The organism is Dyella sp. NPDC103356, from assembly GCF_055584465.1.
Genome location: NZ_JBVJLZ010000009.1, coordinates 26,376 through 45,922 on the forward strand (window position 1 = coordinate 26,376; position 19,547 = coordinate 45,922).

General features: G+C 60.0%; 16 protein-coding genes. 10 read left to right on the forward strand and 6 right to left on the reverse strand.

The features are described from left to right. The first annotated feature begins 17 nt into the window (after nt 1–17). Nucleotides 18–767, forward strand: coding sequence for a thioesterase II family protein (locus ACZ6WW_RS18710; RefSeq protein WP_465275532.1), 750 nt, complete (start codon nt 18–20; stop codon nt 765–767). An 8-nt stretch (nt 768–775) separates the two neighbouring features. On the opposite strand, the gene ACZ6WW_RS18715 is transcribed toward ACZ6WW_RS18710, so the two are convergent. The 4 genes from ACZ6WW_RS18715 to ACZ6WW_RS18730 all read right to left on the reverse strand — a co-directional run bounded on the left by ACZ6WW_RS18715 (nt 776) and on the right by ACZ6WW_RS18730 (nt 4,670). After that, the gene (locus ACZ6WW_RS18715) at nt 776–1,699 is read right to left on the reverse strand and encodes a flavin reductase (protein ID WP_465275533.1); all 924 of its coding nucleotides are present in this window, start codon (nt 1,697–1,699) and stop codon (nt 776–778) included. A gap of 1 nt (nt 1,700) precedes the next feature. Beyond that, nucleotides 1,701–2,330, reverse strand: a complete 630-nt coding sequence (locus tag ACZ6WW_RS18720) for a class I SAM-dependent methyltransferase (protein WP_465275534.1) — start codon at nt 2,328–2,330, stop codon at nt 1,701–1,703. A 61-nt stretch (nt 2,331–2,391) separates the two neighbouring features. Then, nucleotides 2,392–3,660, reverse strand: a complete 1,269-nt coding sequence (locus ACZ6WW_RS18725) for a deoxyribonuclease II family protein (protein ID WP_465275535.1) — start codon at nt 3,658–3,660, stop codon at nt 2,392–2,394. 317 nt (nt 3,661–3,977) lie between these two features. Then, nucleotides 3,978–4,670 carry a response regulator gene (locus ACZ6WW_RS18730; RefSeq protein WP_465275536.1) on the reverse strand — a complete coding sequence of 231 codons (693 nt, stop codon included), beginning with the start codon at nt 4,668–4,670 and terminating at the stop codon, nt 3,978–3,980. 185 nt (nt 4,671–4,855) lie between these two features. Here ACZ6WW_RS18730 and ACZ6WW_RS18735 point away from each other — a divergent pair, with 185 nt between their 5' ends. The 4 genes from ACZ6WW_RS18735 (at nt 4,856) to ACZ6WW_RS18750 (ending at nt 9,601) form a co-directional block, all read left to right on the forward strand. After that, entirely contained in the window at nt 4,856–5,128 is a 273-nt protein-coding gene (locus ACZ6WW_RS18735; protein ID WP_281848907.1) for a hypothetical protein, read from the forward strand. 87 nt (nt 5,129–5,215) lie between these two features. Then, the gene (locus ACZ6WW_RS18740) at nt 5,216–5,500 is read left to right on the forward strand and encodes a hypothetical protein (RefSeq protein ID WP_281848906.1); all 285 of its coding nucleotides are present in this window, start codon (nt 5,216–5,218) and stop codon (nt 5,498–5,500) included. Between the two features lie 151 nt (nt 5,501–5,651). Next, entirely contained in the window at nt 5,652–7,604 is a 1,953-nt protein-coding gene (locus ACZ6WW_RS18745) for a sensor histidine kinase (protein WP_465275537.1), read from the forward strand. Nucleotides 7,605–7,861: 257 nt separating this feature from the next. After that, entirely contained in the window at nt 7,862–9,601 is a 1,740-nt protein-coding gene (locus tag ACZ6WW_RS18750; protein ID WP_465275538.1) for an RICIN domain-containing protein, read from the forward strand. Between the two features lie 68 nt (nt 9,602–9,669). Here ACZ6WW_RS18750 and ACZ6WW_RS18755 read toward each other — a convergent pair whose 3' ends face one another. Beyond that, nucleotides 9,670–12,699 carry a TonB-dependent receptor gene (locus ACZ6WW_RS18755; protein ID WP_465275539.1) on the reverse strand — a complete coding sequence of 1,010 codons (3,030 nt, stop codon included), beginning with the start codon at nt 12,697–12,699 and terminating at the stop codon, nt 9,670–9,672. A gap of 472 nt (nt 12,700–13,171) precedes the next feature. Here ACZ6WW_RS18755 and ACZ6WW_RS18760 point away from each other — a divergent pair, with 472 nt between their 5' ends. Continuing rightward, nucleotides 13,172–13,711, forward strand: a complete 540-nt coding sequence (locus ACZ6WW_RS18760; RefSeq protein WP_465275540.1) for a hypothetical protein — start codon at nt 13,172–13,174, stop codon at nt 13,709–13,711. Nucleotides 13,712–13,746: 35 nt separating this feature from the next. On the opposite strand, the gene ACZ6WW_RS18765 is transcribed toward ACZ6WW_RS18760, so the two are convergent. Then, on the reverse strand, nt 13,747–15,129 hold the full coding sequence (locus ACZ6WW_RS18765) for an aminotransferase-like domain-containing protein (protein ID WP_465275541.1): 1,383 nt from the start codon (nt 15,127–15,129) through the stop codon (nt 13,747–13,749). 358 nt (nt 15,130–15,487) lie between these two features. Between ACZ6WW_RS18765 and ACZ6WW_RS18770 the strand changes: the two genes are divergently transcribed. The 4 genes from ACZ6WW_RS18770 to ACZ6WW_RS18785 all read left to right on the forward strand — a co-directional run bounded on the left by ACZ6WW_RS18770 (nt 15,488) and on the right by ACZ6WW_RS18785 (nt 19,504). After that, nucleotides 15,488–15,850 carry a PaaI family thioesterase gene (locus ACZ6WW_RS18770; protein WP_465275542.1) on the forward strand — a complete coding sequence of 121 codons (363 nt, stop codon included), beginning with the start codon at nt 15,488–15,490 and terminating at the stop codon, nt 15,848–15,850. A gap of 21 nt (nt 15,851–15,871) precedes the next feature. Beyond that, complete coding sequence (locus ACZ6WW_RS18775; protein WP_465275543.1) at nt 15,872–16,294, forward strand: hypothetical protein; 423 nt, start codon at nt 15,872–15,874, stop codon at nt 16,292–16,294. 48 nt (nt 16,295–16,342) lie between these two features. Further along, nucleotides 16,343–18,130 (forward strand): acyl-CoA dehydrogenase C-terminal domain-containing protein, encoded by a 1,788-nt coding sequence (locus tag ACZ6WW_RS18780; protein ID WP_465275544.1) that lies wholly within the window; start codon nt 16,343–16,345, stop codon nt 18,128–18,130. 570 nt (nt 18,131–18,700) lie between these two features. Next, the gene (locus ACZ6WW_RS18785; RefSeq protein ID WP_465275545.1) at nt 18,701–19,504 is read left to right on the forward strand and encodes a thioesterase family protein; all 804 of its coding nucleotides are present in this window, start codon (nt 18,701–18,703) and stop codon (nt 19,502–19,504) included. Nucleotides 19,505–19,547: the final 43 nt, after the last annotated feature.

The window sequence follows — 19,547 nt, forward strand, 5'->3', positions numbered from 1 at the left end:
TCGAGAAGGAGGCGCGCTTGCAAAGCCCTACGATGTCGCCAGAGCGCTGGTTCAAGCGTTTTGGCCCAAGCACCGCTGCGCAGCGTCGCCTGGTGTGCTTCCACCATGCGGGCGGTGGCCCTTCGTTGTTTCGGGAATGGCACAAGGATTTTCCTGCGCATACGGATGTGCTGGCCGTAGCCACCCCAGGAAGGGAGACTCGTTTCAAGGAAAAGCCGGTGACCGATATGCGTGTCCTGGTGGACATGCTGATGGAAGTCTTGCCGCTGGACCTGCCTTTTGCGTTCTTTGGCCACAGTCTTGGCGCCGTGATCGGCTTCGAATTGGCCCGTCAGCTGCACGAGCGCGGACAGCCGGTTCCGGAACGCCTGTTTGTATCGGCATCGCCCGCGCCGCACCTTTGCCGCAGGGAGATATCGCGCGCGCGACTTGGCGACACGGAGCTGTTGCAACTGTTGGAGCGCTTTGGCGGCACGCCCATGGAGGTTCTCGAACATCCCGAGCTTCGCCAGATCGTGCTATCGACCCTGCGCGCCGATTTCAATCTGATCGACGAATACAGCGTATCGGGCGACTGCCCGATGCGCCTTCCCATCACGGCGTACGCAGGCATCGACGACAACCACATCAGTCTCGACAGGATTCAGGCCTGGGAGCGTTGGGCAACGGAGGGCTTCAGTTGCCACGCGTTCGCGGGCGATCATTTTTACCTGCTCCGAAACCGCCAGGCACTGACTGCCAGCATGCTCACATTCTGGGGGACGTAAGGCCGGGATCAGGCTTCGGCAAACGGTGTGCCTTGTCGGCGCCGATAGGCTTGATGAAAGCCCGCTGTGTGGTGCAGTTGCTCGCCTTCTGCCAGTTTTTCGTCGGAAACGACGCGGCCGAGGAAAAACATGTGCGAGCCGATCTCCTGGCTGTGCACGATACTCAGTTCCCGAATACGCAACGCCGTCGCGACCGCGGGAATGGCAAACTCTCGCGACAGCCGAGCGGACATCGGAAGCGCATTCCAGTCTGCGGGCGGCTGTTTATGGTGCTCGCTGAACTGGTAAACGACCTTCTTCATTGTCGCCGGGATGTCCGACAGCGCTACCCGGCGCGCCTCGCGCATGACGAGCATGGAAACGTTGGTGCTACGCAGTCCGAGTGAAAACAGTCCGCTGTGCTCCAGTGGCCCGATCAGATCCATCGGAAAGATATTCCGGTGCCCCGGCGCGTCGACGGAAACAAGAACGACCGGCCGCGGACACAGATAGGCAATCATCAGCTGCTGTACGGCGGCAGCGTCCATGGCCAGGTGATGCGGCGCGCGGCTTTTCGACATGGCGCGACTCTGAAGCCACGCGTTCCACGGGCGTCGTGGCCAGCCGAGACAGCGTTGTGAGCCGCTGGCGACGTGATACAACGCGAGCGGCGTCTCTTCTGCGGCAATTGACGCCGCCCGCACCAGTCGTAGTACGCCAAGCGTTTGTCCCGTCGAGCGATCGCGATATTCAAGTACAGGACGTTCGCCCGCATCGAGGCTGGTCGCGATCGTCAGCGGCTTGAGCGAAGCGACAGTATGGTCTGCGGTGACATCCGCCGATTTACCAGCCCAATGCAAGGTGGCGATGACCGCCTGTTGCGCAGGAGCCACGGCGATCGTAGACCATTGCGGCAGGGGGCGAACCAGCGGCCTTACCCAGTCCTTCCACATCTCAGACGCGCCGAAACAGCAGGAACATATAGAGGTCGGTGGCCAGTCCCAAGCCTCGCGGGCTGAGTCGTTCCAGCCGGAAGTAGGGTGCCGCGGCGCGAGCCACTACGCGCGGGGCAAAACGATGGATGCGACTTTCGCTCGAAATGGCATAGCGACCATGGCGCACCAGATTCAAGAGATTCGCCCGCCACCAGCCGTAGCGCACATCGCCAAGATAATAAGGGTTGAGCATGCTGGCCAGGACGAAGCCGCCCTGGTGCACTACGTGCGACAGATCTTCAAAGAGCGAGGTGTGATCCTCGAAATGGTTGAGGACCGCGAAGTTCGCCGTGACCCCCTGCACCTTGCAGGTCAAGGGTGGAGCCGTTGCAATCACCGTGTTGCGGGCGATTTCGTCACGGCAGTGCTGCGCCAGATACTCGCCCATCGCCGCCGAGGGCTCATACACGAAGGTCAGGTGACCATGGGCGGCGTACGTCTTCGCGTCGATACCGGTACCGGCGCCAAAATCGAGTACATCCGCACCCTCGGGCAGCAGATCCAACGCCATCTTCAGAAACCTGTCGCGTACCGCCTGGTCCCGCGGCGAGGTCTGAATGAATTCGTGGTACTGCTCGCCAACATGCATGCGGTCGACTACCTCAAGCGTCTCGTTCGCGTGAGTGCCGGGCAGGCCGTGAAAGGTTGCCTCAGGGGCTGGTCATCATCGCCGACAGGCCCTGATTGAGCGCCTGGTCGTGAACAACAAAGAAGAGGCCGCCACGGCCGTTCTGCGACGCCTTGCAGTTGCCGCTGAGCGCGCCGTCCTGGTTCATGTCGCCGAAAATAACCTCGTCACTGCCGTTGTCGGTGCTTATACCCACCTTGGCGTGATTGTGATCGTCGCTGGCGCCACCTTCCAGGCCGAACGGAACGCCATCCCATTGGCCGCTGGTGGCATTGACCACCGCGCCGGGTTTACCCAGGCTCGCATCCCAGCAGCCGATCGGCGTCGACGCCGTGGTATCCGGAATCTGCCCGGGATTCGCCCACCAGTTGGCCACCTTCAGTGAGGTCCCGCCCAGAACAGCGGAGACCATCTGCCATGGCGGCACGTGCAGGGCGGACGGCTTGGAAATCATCTCCACCCCGCTCGACAACATGTCGTTGGATACGGTGGTGCTGGTGGACTTCTTGCCAAGCGCGGCCACCAGTGACTGGATATCCGTCGGGCCACCGTTGGAGACGATCTGTGCATCGGCCGGATCGGTCGCTACGCTGGCATTGCCCAGCGCCTTGAGAACTTTGGCCAGATCGTCGTGGGTCAGACGCAGGGCGAAGAAATGTTGGCTGAACTTGATGTTGTTGTCGTTGGATACGCAGCCCAGCGTATTGCCGGCCGCCCGAGGTTGAGCCGCGCTGCCCGAGCCGGGCCACGATGGCGTGGTGACCTGCAGAAGTATCCCGTTGCCGTCGTCGTCCCAGGCCACCATGCCCTTCGAATGCGCCCAGGGTGCCGAACACTCCTGGCTGCAGCCAGGTATCTGCGGATCGTTGTAGAACTGGTCGTTCCAGACGACGTAGTAGTACTTGCCCGTGTATATCTGCCCGAAGGTGGCACCGAGTGGATCGTCGGCACTTTGTCCCAGGCAGGTGGCGCCCTTTGTCAGGCTGCCTTCGTCGTCGGTGGCGAATACGAACTGCTGGCCGACGTCGCGTGTGGATGGCGTGCCGCCGAAGGGGCAGGTTTCCTGCTGGGCGGCTCCGCACAATGGGAACGCCTTGGCGTTGAACTTGAAGACAAACCACCAGTTGACCGGGTGGTCCGCAGAAGACAGGGGCGAGGGGGATGCGCTGGAAAGCACCCGCCTGGCAAGGGCGCTCGATGATTGAACGTGCGATACGGGTTGCGTTGTACAACCCCATAGCGCCATCCATAGCGACATCAGGATTAGCCAGGAGAATCGACGGATGTTCATGACTCTTTTCCTCCCAAGCGGTGTTTCGGGATCTTTGTAGGAGCGACTGAAGGGAACCTCTAAAAGCCTTTCCTATTCGTCGTCCCGGCGAAGGCCGGGACCCAGCGCCTCACGCCACAACGTACTGAAGACGCTGGACCCCGGCCTTCGCCGGGGCGACGATCAAAACTGAGGCTTTTCGAGGTTCCCTTCAGTGGCGACCGTTGATACCTCGCGCTGAACGGTCGCGACTGAAGTCGCTCCTACAAGCTAGCCAGGTTTTGGGCGTTCCTCGGCTTTTCGAAGTCCTGAAAGTCGGAGTATCTCTATCGCTCATGTCAATCCGGCAACAGCCCAAGCGTCCTGGCTTCGTAAATCGCCTCGGCCTTGGAAGTAACCTTGAGCTTGCTATAGATGCGCCGCACGAACGACCGCACGGTGAAATGCGACAGTTGCATGAGCCGGGCGATTTCCTGTGCCGTGAAACCTTTGGTAATGAGGTCGAGCACTTCCTTCTCGCGCCCCGATAACAAGTGAGGCGGGGCTATGGGCTCGGGCGTAACGCCGGTGCTGGCCATGCCTTGTCGAAAACGAGCGAGAATCTGCCGCGCGATGATCGGACTGATCGGGCTGCCGCCACTGGCTACGCTACGGATTTCTTCGACTATCCTGGCCGGTGAGCTGTCCTTGAGCAGATAGCCGGCGGCACCGGCTTCGATCGAGCGCATGACGTGCGTTTCGTCGCCAAAATGGGTGCTGACAAGGATGCTGCAGCTTGGCCATTGCGATGCCGCTGCGCGGATGACATCGATCCCCGAACCATCGGGCAATCCCAGGTCGACCAACAGCACGTCTACCGGCGGTCCTTGCACTATCGCCAGACCTTGCGCGCGGGTATTGGCCTGTCTGGCCAGACGCATATCCGCCGCGGCGCCTATTGCCTGGCTTATGGCCAGACAAAAATCAGGGTCGTCCTCGACGATCGCGATATTAATCAGGGGCGGATTTGAATCAATGTTCGCGGCTTCCATTAGTCAATAAATATACGGCGGATTTCCATTGCCAATTGTAGCGCCTTTGTTCTACAGACAATGCCACGGTTATAAATCAAATTTCTGCCGGTCAGGGAGACGGGTTAACCGGTTTTCCCGCTTGCAGCTATTGGTCGCATGGCTACAGGCATCTCTCGTGCGGCCGTCATCAGGGGGTAAAAACCATGTCGCAGATCATTGGTGGTTGGGGCGAGTTTAATTACGACGTATCGGCTGAAGCCAAGGCCGTGCTCACCGAGGCCCTGGGTGGCCTGGTCGGTGTGAAGTACGTGCCTCTGGCCGTTGCCACCCAGGTGGTGGCAGGGACGAACTACTGCTTTCTTTGCACCGGCACCAGCACTTCCTTGCCGTCGCCGAGCTTTCCGGCGCTGCTCTATGTGTACAAGCCGCTGTCGGGCGAAGCGCACCTTACCGCGCTCAACCCGATCCGGCCCTGATCGCAGCCGCAGGCTGCAAGGCGCTTATTCCGCGGCGAATGTCACCGTTCGCCGCGTCAGCAGGTACAAGCCAACAGGAGAAAACACATGGCTGGATTCAAAGTATTCAACATGACCGACCAGGATGTCTGGATCACCATCTACGAGCCGTTCGGCAGGCAGATCGGCTATGGCAATGTGCCCAAGGGCGGCAGCCATGAGTTCACTTCGGGTTTTTACGCCATCGGTTCGCGATACAAGCTGCTTGCCGAATACCCGACCAAGGAGCCGCATCTCTGGTCGACCACGACGGGTCAGTATCTGACAAAAACGGACTACGACTCGATCAATATTCTTGGCAATTCAACAGGCGGTTTTTGGCAAAACCCTTGATTGCGTAACGATGAAGACTCAAGGGCACGCTTGCGTGCTCTTGAGGCGGCAAGGGCGGGCCGCTATACCCTCCGTCTCACTTTATTTTCAGCCGCGCGACATTATCGAATTCAATTGTCACGGGGTCCGAAACTCGCGATATGCTCAGGAAATGAAAAGTCTTTCTGTGCCGCCTTTTGCCGTTGTGGTGGCTATATTTTCCTTGATATTGCTGGCATTTATGCTCACGGGATATGCGGGCCTGAGAGATAATCCATCCCCCGATATCGTCCAGCATTTGACGCACGCCGACTGGCAGGTTCAGGGCAGCTCCGGCTTTACCGCACCTCCGACCGAATGGCGCGGTAGCGATCTGCCCGATGCATGGAAACCGGTGACGCTGCCACTGGCCCTGCCGATCGACTTGTTGCGCCAGGCCAAGGCCGGTGCGGCGTTGCATACCAGCCAGGTGACGTGGCTCAGGCTCACGACACCGAGAGTACCCGATGGGTCCGGTCCCTTGGCCTTGTACGGCGCAAGGGTAAAAACCGATGGCACCATCGCCATATACGTCAATGGCCGCCTGGTACATCGTGCGCAGCAGGAGGGGTCGTTATGGAACAGCACCCGCACGCCGCTATGGGTGGTCCTGGATAAACCGGTAGACGGTTCGCCGACGGTACGGGGAATGGAGATCTTCATTCGTCTCGAGCATTCGCAGGACACCCAGGTTGCGTTGTCATCGCTATGGCTGGGGCAGGCCACTGCCTTGCGTCCGCGTTATCACGTACGCCAATGGCTGCAGCAGGAGTTGCCGGGCATGTTGAATGCCGCGTTCATGGCCGTTGGCGTATTCGCGCTTTTTGTATGGTTCAAGCGCCGTCATGAAACGGGCTATGTGTATTTCTTCGTGCTGGCGACCGTATCGTTTCTGCGCGGGCTTCATTTCTATGTTGCCGTCCCCATCGCCAACGACTGGTTTGCCTGGTTCACAGTCAATTCGCTGTTGTGGCTGGTGACGGTGGTGCATCTGTTTATTTGCCGGCTGCATGGGCGGCCGCTGCGGGTCGTGTCGTTTGGCATGATGATCGCGACCGTGCTGGTCGGCCTGTTGACCTTGCCTCCGCTGGCGGTCTGGCCCAACACGCCCAAGGTCACGCCATTGATTTACGCCGCCACCGGGCTGACCAGCGCCATGGTCAGTATCGCCGGCTGGGTGCTGGCAGGGCGTCACTCCAAGGAGGCTCGATTGGTATCGGCGGGCCTGTTCCTGTGCACCTTGCTGGGCGTATCCGACTGGGCGGTGCAGAACAATGTCATCAGTCCGGAAGGCTGGTATCTCGGCGCTTATACCAATGCGATTACCTTCGCCACCTTCGGCATTCTCATGTATCGCCGGTATGTAGCTGCGATCGGAGAAGTGGAACGGATCAACGCCAGCCTGGCGCAACGCTTGCAAAGTCGTGAAGCGGAACTTGAACTGACCCACCATCGATTGCGCGAAGCCGAGACGCAGCGGGCGATCAGCGACGAGCGGCAGCGGTTGATGCAGGATATGCATGACGGCGTCGGCTCGTCGCTGATCAGTGCCATTCGCCTGGTCGAGCATGGCGGCCTGAGCGATCAGAAGTTCTCGCAGATCCTCAAGACCTGCCTGGACGACCTGAAGCTGACCATCGACTCGATGGAGCCGATCGAAGCGGATTTGCTGCTACTGCTCGCCACACTGCGGTTCCGGCTGGGGCCGCGTCTGGAAGGGGCGGGTATCACGTTGCTATGGGAGGTGCGGGAACTGCCTGCGCTCCACTGGCTCGATCGCTCCAGCGCGCTGCACATCTTGCGCATCGTCCAGGAAAGCTTCTCCAACATTCTTCACCACACCCAGGCTGCGCGGATTCGTGTCGGCACTGCGTTGGAAGCCGATGGCGTGCGGGTATCCATCGAAGACAACGGGCAAGGCTTCGATGTGGAAAAGGCGCTTGGTTCTGCCACAGGACGTGGTTTGCATAACCAGCGCCGCCGGGCCGAAGCCATAGGTGGCAAGGCGGCATGGCATTCGAGCCCGGGAGGAACACGTTTCACGCTTTGGTTGCCGCTGGAGCGTGCCGAGATTGTTTTAGCGTGACGCCTTGTGGGAGTGACTTTGGGGAACTTCGAATAACCCCCTAGTCGTCATCCCGGCGTAGGCCGAAATCCAGTGACTTCAGTTTTAGATTTTCGCGATGGAGCAGCTGCTTGTTGGCTCTCGCGATAACCGATTGCAAAGCCACTGGGTCCCGGCCTACGCCGGGACGACGATTAGGAAGGGGTTTTTAGAGCCCCGAAGTCGTTCTCACAATAAAAGCAGTACCAACCGTAGCAAACACAAACCAGGGGGAACACATGTCATTTGAACCCGTACCAGGGCAGTACTACCGCCTCGTCGCCAAACACAGCGGGAAGGTTGTCGAAGTCCATCACAACAAGCCCGAACGAGGCATGCCGATCCAGCAGGGCGATTGGGTCGGTGGGGAGTATCAACAGTTCCAGTTTCACAAGACCGGGCGGTACTACAACATCGTGGCCCGATTCAGCGGACGCAGTTTCGATGTGCCTGGTGAGTCGACCGCCGATGGCGTGGGCATCATCCAGTGGGACAGGCACGACTATTCGGCCAATCAGCAATTCGAGTTATTACCGGCGGGCGACGGTGCGTACTACATCGGAGCGCGGCAAAGCCAGAAGTTTCTCTGCATGAAAGAAGCCGGGACAGCGTATGGGGTGCCGCTGGTGCAGCAGATATGGAACGGCGGCAAGCACTTCCAGTTTTCGCTGGTGCCATGCGGGCCCACCATCGAGCCTCGCGCGCTGCGCGAAGCGGTGCTTCGTGGCGTGGATCCCATTCGCGACTCCGTGCTTTCGCTGGTCAACCTGATTCCTACGGCCGGTGGCGGCGTGAAGTTTCTTCTCGGCCTGTTCTGGCCGGAAACCGACGGAGCCCTGGTCGATCAGATTCGCGATTACGTGCGCAATGTCGCCCGACAGATGATCGACGAGGAGTACCTGAAGAATCTGGCCAAGGACATGGAAGGTATCAAGAACAACCTCAAGCAATATGCGAAAGCCACGAAAGGCGCGGACAAAGGGACGTGGATGACGGCGGTATTGCAGAAGCTCGAATCCTCGCAGCCTTATTATTTCGACGAACGCGCGCCGGAGAAAACACTCCCGCATCTGCTCACCCTTGGCACGATGCATCTCTCCGCATTGCGCGAGCGTTACGACAAATTTGAAGAACTTTACGGCAAGAAATCCGACGATCCCGAGGGATTGCTCAAGGATCTGCAGGATCGCGTGACGCTTTATGTCGATGGCGCAAAGAAGGCACGCGCCAAGACCCTGGAGTGGCGCCTCAAATACATCGAGCTGTCCCAGCAAATGACCTACGTCAATGGGCAGGCGCACCATGACGTCTTCGTGGTCGAGGATCGTTACGACGGGTTTCGCTATGTCGCCGACACGGGTTATTTCGAGCGTAGCCGTACCGAAGGCAAGGAGGTCTATGAGGAGCGCAAACGCCAGGTCACGGAGGAGTTCAACGCGGAGCTGGATGCGTTGTTTGGCCCCGCGCTCGTCTGGCGATATATCAATCCCGCGTTGAAGGAGTTGCCCAAGACTGTGCGCGTCACTTCAAAGTCGGGGCTCTTCGGCGCCAAGAGAGGCACCGAATTCGATGGCGAGAAGGTCGTTGCAGCGAACATTCCGATCACCGAGATCGGGATCAATCTCAACACGGCAGGCGACCGGGTGCTTGGTCTCCACATCACGCGTGGCTCGGGCGGCATGAATACCTGGGGCGCCTATGCCGCGTCGGGTAACAAGCGAACGCATACTCTGGGCAAGGACGAGTTCATCGCCGCCGCATACGGCACCCATGGTGGCCCTGGCGATCCGTTGTATTCGCTCTACTTCGTGACCAACAAGGGGCACATCGTTGGCGGCGGCCGACGCGACATCGGCAAGCCCTGGGGCAGCGAACCGCCGATCGGCAGCGAGACGCAATTCGAAACCGTCTTTGGCTGGGCCAGCGCCGACAGGATCGAAGGCCTCGGCTTCAAATGGTCGTACGCTCGCAAGGAATAATGGATATCGCTTGATCGACAACCACGCGCGGTCTCAATTCGGGAGACCGCGCGTGACGCATGCCCTGATCAGAAATCGTACGTCACCGAGAATCGGGCGTAACGCGGGTCCTGCGTATACAGCGGTACGCGGTAGATCGTGTTGAGCGTATTGGCTGGGCCCTCGCTTGCGGGGTAGCGGAAGATGGCGCGCTGCTGGTTGAGCACATTGAAGACGTTCGCCGAGAACGCCAGCCTCGAGTCGGCCCATGCGGGACGATAGGTCAGCCCCAGATCGAGTTGGAATGTCCAAGGTAGACGCCCATGGCTGCCGGGAGGCGAGGGCATGCCGTTGCACCAGCGGTACGAACTGCCGTACGACACCGGATCGGTATGGTCGGGCCCGTAGTAGCCGGTGCAGACTTCCGGCGCGCCTGAAATCGCCTGCAGATTGCCGGAGACCTGCCATTCCGGCGTGAACTGCCAGTAGCCATAGGCCTTGATGGCATGTGTATGGTCGTTGCCCTGCGGACCGTTGGAATATTCCATGACGTAGCGGTTGTCCCAATCCACGCTGCCCGCAGCGCCGCCTTGGCGTGTATCGGTTCGCTGTTGGCCTTCGGTATTGCCGTAGCTGCGCGAAAAGACGTAGTCGAGCTTGCCGTACCAGGTGCCATCGAAGCTGTGTTCGAGGAACATTTCCAACGAGTAGTAGTTACGCTTGAGCTCGGGAAAGCCGATCTCTTCACGGCTGAGCGGTACCTCGAACGGATGGCCGCTCGGATCGAGCAGGGTGAAGGTATTGCCCGCGCCACCATTGACCAGATAACAGCTATTGGTCGATCCCACGGTGTAGCCGAGCGCAGCGGCCTTGGCATTGATCAGCGACACGTCGCAGAAGTCGTCGATGGCGCTCAGCAGCTTGCGATAGGTTGCCTTGGCGCCATAGACCCAGTGATCGCCGAAAGACTTGTCGAAGCCGAGGATGTATTCATCCTGATGTTCGGCCTTGAGGTTCTTGGCCGCGACCGTGCGTGGATCGGGCGGGATGCCGTAGGAGTTGTTGGCCGAGACCGGCTCGCTGATCTGAGTCAAACCCGTCGGTGCGCCCGTGGTCGGGTCGATGCCGCCATAGGTGTAGTACTGCTGGGTCGATATATAGCCGGCTGCCGCGCCCGTGGCGGGATTCAGCGGCAAGCCCAGGTAATAGCGTCCCGCATTGGCAAAGACCTTGAAGCTGCTGTCGCCGTTCACGTCCCACGACACGCCCAATCGCGGCGCCCATTGCGGCTTGGTCTGCTTGATGAAAGGTGCGCCGAACTGGTTGTAGTCGGTGAACTGGTCATTGCGCAGACCGATCGACAGCAACCACCGGTCGCTGACCTGCCAGTTGTCTTCGATGTATTGCGCACGCTGGTCGGAACGTACATTGACCAGGTTGCCGACGACGTTGCGGCTGACGTAGTAGCCTTCCGCGCCATTGGCAAAGCCGGCCGTGCCAGGCACGAAGTTGACGCCCGGCGCATCGGAAATAGGCTGGGTGGGATCGGCCTGCTGACCGTAGCTCCAGACATAGCCGGGGCCTGGGCTCGACGTGCCGAAGGCGATCACCTTGGACTTCACATTGTCGATACCGGCCGAAAGCGTGTGGTCGCCTAGCTTGTACTCCAGATCGAGCCGGAAATTGGTCGACTTGTTGCCGCGACGCGGGTCGCTGATGTCATCCACCTGATTGTTGTGAATCGCCGTACCGCCATTGAGTGCGGGATTTTCGTTCTGAGAACTGTCGACGCGAACCAGCGTGGGGTCGTATGCGCCCGGCTGATCGTAGTTCTTGCTGTTCATCTCACCGTACATCGCGCTCAGCGTGAGATTCTCGGTGATATAGCTGGTGTATTTGGCCACCCAGAGGTCGCCGCCGGTCTTGGTGTTGTCGACGGGGCCGATGATGCCCGTGCGATGGAGATCGGCGTAATCGTAGCTATAGCGCGTGCCGCTGCCTTCGCGCTTGTCCGCGGCGCCGGTCAGCTCAAAGATATTGTTGTCGTTGATGTTCCAGTCCAGTTTGGCGTACCAGCGTGGACTGCGGTAATCGATGGTCGATGCCGGCGTATTGTTGCCGACCTCGTTCACATTATGCTGGCCGACCTTTTCAAACTCGCCGGCGACGAAGAAAAACAGCTTGTCCTTGATCAACGGGCCGCTCGCGTAGGCGCTGACGGTCGTAGTCCATTGTTCGTTCTGGCTACGTGGCTGATAAAGGCTGCCAGCCGGAGCGGAAGCGGGGATACGCGCGTAGTGCAGATCAGTCTGGCCGGCACGTGCCCACTCGGGCTCCCATAGAATCTGAGCACCAAAATGCCAGTCGTTGCTGCCGCGCTTGCCGACCTGGCTGATGACGCCGCCGTCGGAACGGCCGTATTTCGCGCTGTAGCCGCCGGTATAGACCTCCTGCTGATCGATGGCGCCGTAGGGTAACTGCAGGCCGCCCTCGGCATTCAGCGGATCGGTGGTGTTGAAGCCATTGACGTAGTACGCGTTCTCGTTGGACGCGGCGCCACCGAAACTGGCGATGGAGTGACCCGTGTCGCTCTTGAAATTGCCGCCATTGTTGACCACGCCAGGCGCCAGACGCGCGATCGCCTCGGCATTGCGTCCCAGGGGGAGCTTGGCCAATTGTTGTGAGGTGATCACGGTGCGCGAATCGACGCTGGTGACGTCGATGCTGGGCAGGGCATTGCCCGTGACAGTGACACCGGATAGTGCCGTGACGTCCCCTTGGGTTGCCGCCGTGGGTGTCGCAAACGACACATCGGTGCCTTGCCCTACGCGCAGGCCGACATCCTTGCGCGTATCTACGGGCTTGCCGTCGCGCATCAGCGTGACCGTATAGCTGCCAAGCGGCAACTGCGACACCGCATAGCGCCCTCGCGCATCGACAGGTACTTCACGTCGAATACCCGTCCCGCTCTCGACAACAACGGACTGGTTGTCGCCGGCCGGTACGCTGCCGTTGATGCTGCCGGTAGTCGACTGTGCATGGGCGACCGTCAGGGTGCCGATGCCTGCAACAATGGCAAGAGTGAGCGCAGTGGTACGAATAAAGCAGGTGTTGTTCATGCATTCCCCGGGGAGTGAGAGCCGAAAATCCGGCAACAGGCACCCGCGGTACGCCACGCAGTGGCATACCGGGTTCGCTACAGGCCTGGGTCACACCCTCCCCGTGCCTCGATCGCACAAGTGCCTACTTGTCTCGATCCAAATAGGCGTTCGTAGGTTTACACGATGAGCGGGAGCGTGTCCAGCGAGGCATGAATGTGCATGGATGGACGTATAGCCATCCAAACGATTGGTGCGAAGCAGCACGGAGGGATCTAAATGCGCGAATTTGATCGGGTTCTTGATTGCGCGCGTATGGCGAATGCTGTTGCCATCGGTGCAACGACCGATGCGGGAAATGCGAACGCGAGCACAATATGATGCTGTGATGGAATGGGGTGGGGTCGCAACTGAAGTCGCTCCTACAAACTCAGGCAGGCACAGCTAGCTTGTAGGAGCGACTTCAGTCGCGACCAGACCATATCATTCACATATGCGATTGATGGTCACCTTGAAGCCGGCGTTCGGCATTCAATTGACGAAGCGCGATGCTGAGGCCTATCCGGTAACTGCTGCCGATATTGCCGTTGATAATCACGGTAGCGACCCGGGCATGATGAGGACTGCCGCGTTCCAGTTCCGCGCCGAATTTCTCGTGGACCTCGATATAGGGGGCTGCCAATTTATCGAGCGCACCAGCCAGGCCGGCTTCCGGGTGCGCGTGTGCCTGCGTTGCCAGGTCACCCGGGTCGAGCAGAACGAATTCGGTGCTATGGGACTTGATGGAACACACTTGAACAACAAAGTCCCGCAGATCACCACAAGTGCACAGCTTCAGCGAGCGACCCGCTGCATGAGCTTGTTGCTGAAGTTGAAGCAGCAAATCCTGTGTGAAAGAGCTGCTGGCCGCGTGCGGCCCATGAACGATCAATATACTCACGGCATCGTGCTTGTCATCGCTCCGCGGAGCGGATGCGACATGCTGCATCCGGAAGGCGTAAAAGCGCTACGTCGAAATCGCACGGTCGCGTAAATTTCTCGGCAGCTATCCAGGTTTGCAGCGTGCGATCAAGCCTGCATCACCCTGGCCAGTAGATCGAAGACACGTTTGTCCCGGCACTGGGCGACATTGAATCGCATATAGCGGCTCGCCGTATGGGAAGGGCTAAAGGCGTTGCCTGGTGCCAGCATGAGGCCCTGGCCAAGCGCGCGCACCGCAATCTCGGACGAGTCCAGCCCGTCTGGCAATTGCGCCCACAGGAACATGCCGGCATCCGGCCGTGTCCAGAGAGTAAAGCCCAACCGGTCGAGATGTTCGGCGGTAAAGGCCATGGCTTGGGCCAATCGCGGGCGCAGGACATCGAGGTGGCGTCGATAGCTGCCGTTGGTCAGAAGACGATGAATGGTCTGAGCGGCGATCTCGCCCGCGCCGAAACTCGTGGCAAGCGCAAGATCGGTGAGGCCATCGATCCAGTCATGGCGTGCAGCGATGAAACCGCAACGGAGTGCTCCGCCCAGTGTCTTGGAAAAACTTCCAAGAAGTACCACGCGTTCAAAGCGATCCAGTGCGGCCAATCCAGGCGAAGGTCGAGGGTCCAGCTCGGCGGAGATGCAGTCTTCGACAATGACAAGATTGTGCGCTTCGGCAAGCTTGAGCAGGCGATGTGCGGTGCCGACACTGATGTTCGCACCCGTCGGATTATGGAGCACCGCCGTCGTCAGATAGAGCTTGGGGCGATGCTCCGCACAGATGGACGCGAACCGCTCCAGATCGGGGCCGTTTGGAGTGAACGGCACGCCGACGATGTTGATGCGCTGCGCCTGCAGCATCGCCTGGAAGTTGAAGTAGCCGGGGTCGTCGATCAGAACCGTATCGCCGGCTTGTGCGAGAAAGCGGCAGACGATGTCGATCGCGCGCGTCGCCGAATCGGTGAGCAGGATGTTGCTGGGGTCGGCGGCGATGTCGCGTTCGTTGAGACACTGCGTCAGCCGCTCACGCAAAGGCGGAAAGCCCTGCGGCATGCCGTAAGCGGTAAGGTTCGCGTTTTCCTGGCTTACTACGCTGCGAAATACGCGCCTCAACATGTCACCGGGCAGCCATGACTCCGGTAGCCAACCGCAACCCGGCTGCGAAGTGGCACTGCGGGATATCAGGGACTGGCGCATGATCCAGAGCGGATCGACAGCGCGATCGAGTTGTGGGCGCGTTTCGGTGAGATTGAATGGCCGTGGACGGGCAACCGCAAAGAAGCCCGAGCCGGGCCTCGCTTCGACATCTCCCTCCGCGACAAGCCGGTCATAGGCCTCGACGATCGTCGACTTCGAAACCTTCTGCTGCTCCGCAAGGCTGCGGATCGAGGGAAGTTTGACGCCGGGTGCGACAGCGATTTTCTGGCGGATGGCCGCCATTGCCGTCTCGGTGCGCGTGATCCGTTTGCTGCCGTCACTCATCTGCGCCCCACCTCGACCAGTACAGTTTGGCCATATCGTATCGATCCGGTGCTATCGCGTCGATGGTTGTTGGAAGAAATAGGACTGCAAAACAGGCGCAGTACTGGGAATATGACCAGTACAGTTTCGCTCTCCGGATCGCTAAGTGTCACTACCTGCATACGCTTGCGTATGGAAAATAGCGGGGGAAGTCTACAGCGTAATAGCGACCCATTGAGAACATGAGATGGACTCTTCCCAAGGCAAGGTTCGGCAGGTTGGCGTAGTTCCGCGTGACGTACTCATGGCGGAGAGCGGCATGTCCTTTCTGCACGGCATGTTGAATGGCACGCATCCTTGCGCACCTTATGCAGACACGATGGATATCGATCTGGCCGAGGTCGAGGAGGGTCGTGTTCTCTTTGTCGGCAAACCGTCGCCGCGCTATTTCAATCCGATCGGCACGATCCAGGGCGGTTGGGCTGCAACGATTCTGGATGGGGCCATGGCCCATTGCGTTCATACGACGCTGAAGGCCGGCGAGAACTACACGACGCTGGAAATGAAAATCAACTTTGTTCGTCCGGTACTGCCCTCCAGCGGGATCGTGCGCTGCGAAGGCCGGCTGATCCATCGTGGCAGCCGGGTGGCGACGAGCGAAGGCCGGCTTCTCGATGAACGTGGAAAGCTGCTCGCTCATGGCACGGAGACCTGCATGATTTTTCCGGTTGAACCTAACTAAGCTCGATCGACGGAGACAACGATGAATGCCATTCCACACCAATTGCTGATCTGGGGCACGGTCATGTTCCTGCTCAGCTTGCTTATCGGCGTGGCTATACCGGCCTTGCCCAATCCACGAATGGGCGTATCGGTGCATACCACGGGACTCCAGAGTGGATTGGCGCTATGGGCGCTGGGGCTGATGTGGCAATACATAACGTTGCCGCCTGGTGTGCAACGAGCAACACAGGTACTGGCTGTGTCGGGGCTGTATGCCATCTTCGCGAGCATGCTGCTAGCCGCATTGTGGGGCGCCAGCCGCTCGCTCCCGATGGCCGGTGCCGGTCATCAAGCCAGCCAACTACGCGAGACCGTGGTCACGGTGCTGATAGCGGGCGGGTCGCTTGCCATCACCATTGCCATGGCGCTGGTGCTGTGGGGCCTGTGCGTTTCGAAAACCTGAAAGCGTCATACCATGGCGCGATGTCATGAATCTCCCGGGAGTCTTTAGATGGGCCAGTACAAAGCACCTTTACGCGACATGCAGTTCGTACTTCACGAACTGCTGGGCGTCGAAGCCGAACTCAAGGCGATGCCGCGCCATGCGGACGTCGACGCGAGCACCATCGACCAGATCATCGAAGAAGCCGGCAAGTTCTGCTCCGAGGTGGTGTTCCCGCTCAACCAGGGTGGCGATCGCGAGGGCTGTACCCGCGAAGCCGACGGCAGCGTGCGTACGCCGAAGGGTTTTCGCGACGCGTATCGCCAGTTCATCGACGCCGGTTGGCCGGCCTTGCCGTGCGATCCGGAGTTCGGTGGCCAGGGCCTTCCGATGCTCATGAATAATGCGCTCTACGAGATGTTGAACGCGGCGAACCAGGCCTGGGCGATGTATCCAGGCCTGTCGCACGGCGCCTACGAGGCGCTGAACGCGCACGGCACTCCCGAGTTGAAGCAGACCTATCTGCCCAAGCTGGTCTCCGGCGAATGGACCGGCACCATGTGCCTGACCGAGCCGCACTGCGGCACCGACCTGGGCATGCTGCGCACCAAGGCCGAGCCACAGGCCGGTGGCTCTTATCGGATCACGGGCACCAAGATCTTTATTTCGGCGGGCGAACACGACCTGGCCGACAACATCGTGCATCTGGTGCTTGCGCGTCTGCCGGACGCCCCGCAGGGTACCAAGGGCATCTCGCTGTTCGTGGTGCCGAAGTTCATTCCCGATGCCAGTGGTCGTCCCGGCGAACGTAATGGCATCCATTGCGGCGCCATCGAGCACAAGATGGGCATTCACGGCAATGCCACCTGTGTGTTGAACCTCGACGACGCAAGCGGATGGATGATCGGCGAGCCCAACAAGGGCCTCAACGCGATGTTCGTGATGATGAACAATGCGCGCCTTGGCGTCGGCATGCAGGGCTTGGGCCTGACCGAAGTCGCGTACCAGAACGCGTTGGCTTATGCCAAGGAACGTCTGCAGATGCGTGCGCTGACGGGCCCGAAGGCGCCCGACAAGGCCGCCGATCCGATCATCGTGCACCCGGACGTGCGCCGCATGCTGCTGACCCAGAAGGCCTATGTCGAAGGCGGTCGCGCATTCAGTTACTGGACCGCGCTGCAGATCGATCGCGAGTTGTCGCATCCGGATGAAGCGGTACGCAAGCAGGCCGAAGACTTGGTCGCGCTGCTGACGCCCGTGGTCAAGGCGTTCCTGACCGACAATGCGTTCATCTCCACGAATGAAGCCATGCAGGTGCTCGGCGGTCACGGCTATATCGCCGAGTGGGGCATGGAGCAATACGTACGCGACGCGCGTATCAACATGATCTACGAAGGCACCAATACGATCCAGGCGCTCGATCTACTCGGCCGCAAGATTCTTGGCGACATGGGTGCGAAGATGAAAGTACTGGGCAACATCGTCCAGTCGTTCGTCACGGAGGAGGGAGCCAACGAGGCGATGCAGGAGTTCGTCAATCCCTTGGCTGACCTTGGCGACAAGGTGCAGAAATTGACGATGGAGATTGGAATGAAGGCCATGAGCAATCCCGATGAAGTCGGTGCCGCTGCTGTGCCTTATCTGCGTGTGGTAGGCCATTTGCTGTTCTCGTATTTCTGGGCTCGCATGGCGAAGGTCGCGCTGGAGAAGCAGGGCACGGGGGATTCGTTCTATACCGCCAAGCTCGCTACGGCGCGTTTTTACTTCGCCAAGTTGCAGCCCGAGACGGCGGCTGAAATCCGCAAGGCTCGGGCGGGCGCTGCGACGCTGATGGCGTTGGATGCTGCCTTGTTTTGAGTGGTAAGCAGGAAGGGCTCGTGGATCGCTCCGAAACCTGCCTATCCGTCGTCCCGGCGCAGGCCGGACAAGCGCTTGCGCGCAGAACGCCCGTAGGGCGGCCCCGAAGGGGCGAGCGAAGCGAGTAACCCAGCGTCTTATGCCTCAAGACGCCAAAGACAATGGGCCCCGGCGTTCGCCGGGGCGACGATGAATACTGAAGCTATTCGAGGCGCCTCGAAGAGGCCCCTGCACCGTGTAAGTTTTCTAACTTCAAGAACGAGAGAACACCCTATGGCGCTGGATGCCGATCTTTTCTGAGCAGCAGGTCGTAGTCGCAGGTAAATGTATTCGAAACTTTTCCTATCCGTCGTCCCGGCGAAGGCCGGGATCCAGTGCCTTGTGCGTCGGCGTACCCAAGGCGCTGGGTTACTCGCTTCGCTCGCCCCTTCGGGGCCGCCCTACGGGCGTTCTGCGCGCAAGCGCTTGTCCGGCCTTCGCCGGGGCGACGATGAATATTGAGGTTATTCGGGGCACTCCGAAGATGCCTGCGTCGCGAAAGTTTTCTAACTCCAAAAACGAGAACACACCATGCTGTACTCGCAAGTGCTGGACACCGTCCGGCCGTTGAACGGTGCCTGGACGGCCGAAGTAACCGATGACTGGAGTCAGGGCCGCACGATCTTCGGTGGCCTGCAAGCGGCATTGGCCGTGCGCGCCATGCGCGGCCTGGTACCGCAAGCGATACCCCTGCGGGTGCTGCAGACCAGCTTTATCGCCCCAGTGCCCGCGGGCACCTTGCTCATAGAAGCGAACATATTGCGCAGCGGTAAATCGGTGACGCATGTCGAGGCACGCATCCTCTGTCAGGGTGAAGTTGCCTGCCTTGTCATCGGCATCTTTGGTCGATCGCGTCAGTCGCGCATTGAAATTCAACCACCGAAGCTGCAAGTGCCGCCCGCACAAACTGCGGCGTTGTTACCTTATGTCGAGGGCGTCCTGCCACGCTTCGCACGCCAGGTAACGATGCGCTGGGTACACGGCGTAAGCATCTTCAAAGGTGCGGCGGAGCCGAAGACGCAGATCTACGTCGGTTTTCGCGACGAGGTCTATGCCGGCCCTGGCGCGTTGGGCGAGGCACAGATCATCGGCTACGGCGACATCATCCCGTCGCCAGGTCTCTCGCTGGTGCAGCAGCCGACCATGGCCAGCTCGCTCACCTGGACCCTGGAGCTTCTCGCCGACGATTTCGGTCCAAAGCGCGAGGGTCTGTGGCTGATGGACGCGGCGGTCGAGTCCGGCCGCGATGGCTATCTCAACCAGACCGCCACGCTGTGGAGCCCCGAGGGTCAGCCCGTCGCGCTGAGCCGGCAGAGCGTGGTGGTGTTCGACTGAAGCGCCGTCACCCGCATGCCCACTCTTAACGTGCCATAAGGCA

Excerpts from the sequence above, each read along its gene's own strand:
- ACZ6WW_RS18715 (WP_465275533.1), bottom strand. The coding sequence starts at position 1,699 with ATGTGGAAGGACTGGGTAAGGCCGCTGGTTCGCCCCCTGCCGCAATGG.
- ACZ6WW_RS18720 (WP_465275534.1), bottom strand. The coding sequence starts at position 2,330 with ATGCATGTTGGCGAGCAGTACCACGAATTCATTCAGACCTCGCCGCGG.
- ACZ6WW_RS18725 (WP_465275535.1), bottom strand. The coding sequence starts at position 3,660 with ATGAACATCCGTCGATTCTCCTGGCTAATCCTGATGTCGCTATGGATG.
- ACZ6WW_RS18730 (WP_465275536.1), bottom strand. The coding sequence starts at position 4,670 with ATGGAAGCCGCGAACATTGATTCAAATCCGCCCCTGATTAATATCGCG.
- ACZ6WW_RS18735 (WP_281848907.1), top strand. The coding sequence starts at position 4,856 with ATGTCGCAGATCATTGGTGGTTGGGGCGAGTTTAATTACGACGTATCG.
- ACZ6WW_RS18740 (WP_281848906.1), top strand. The coding sequence starts at position 5,216 with ATGGCTGGATTCAAAGTATTCAACATGACCGACCAGGATGTCTGGATC.
- ACZ6WW_RS18745 (WP_465275537.1), top strand. The coding sequence starts at position 5,652 with ATGAAAAGTCTTTCTGTGCCGCCTTTTGCCGTTGTGGTGGCTATATTT.
- ACZ6WW_RS18750 (WP_465275538.1), top strand. The coding sequence starts at position 7,862 with ATGTCATTTGAACCCGTACCAGGGCAGTACTACCGCCTCGTCGCCAAA.
- ACZ6WW_RS18755 (WP_465275539.1), bottom strand. The coding sequence starts at position 12,699 with ATGAACAACACCTGCTTTATTCGTACCACTGCGCTCACTCTTGCCATT.
- ACZ6WW_RS18760 (WP_465275540.1), top strand. The coding sequence starts at position 13,172 with ATGCGATTGATGGTCACCTTGAAGCCGGCGTTCGGCATTCAATTGACG.
- ACZ6WW_RS18765 (WP_465275541.1), bottom strand. The coding sequence starts at position 15,129 with ATGAGTGACGGCAGCAAACGGATCACGCGCACCGAGACGGCAATGGCG.
- ACZ6WW_RS18770 (WP_465275542.1), top strand. The coding sequence starts at position 15,488 with ATGGATATCGATCTGGCCGAGGTCGAGGAGGGTCGTGTTCTCTTTGTC.
- ACZ6WW_RS18775 (WP_465275543.1), top strand. The coding sequence starts at position 15,872 with ATGAATGCCATTCCACACCAATTGCTGATCTGGGGCACGGTCATGTTC.
- ACZ6WW_RS18780 (WP_465275544.1), top strand. The coding sequence starts at position 16,343 with ATGGGCCAGTACAAAGCACCTTTACGCGACATGCAGTTCGTACTTCAC.
- ACZ6WW_RS18785 (WP_465275545.1), top strand. The coding sequence starts at position 18,701 with ATGCTGTACTCGCAAGTGCTGGACACCGTCCGGCCGTTGAACGGTGCC.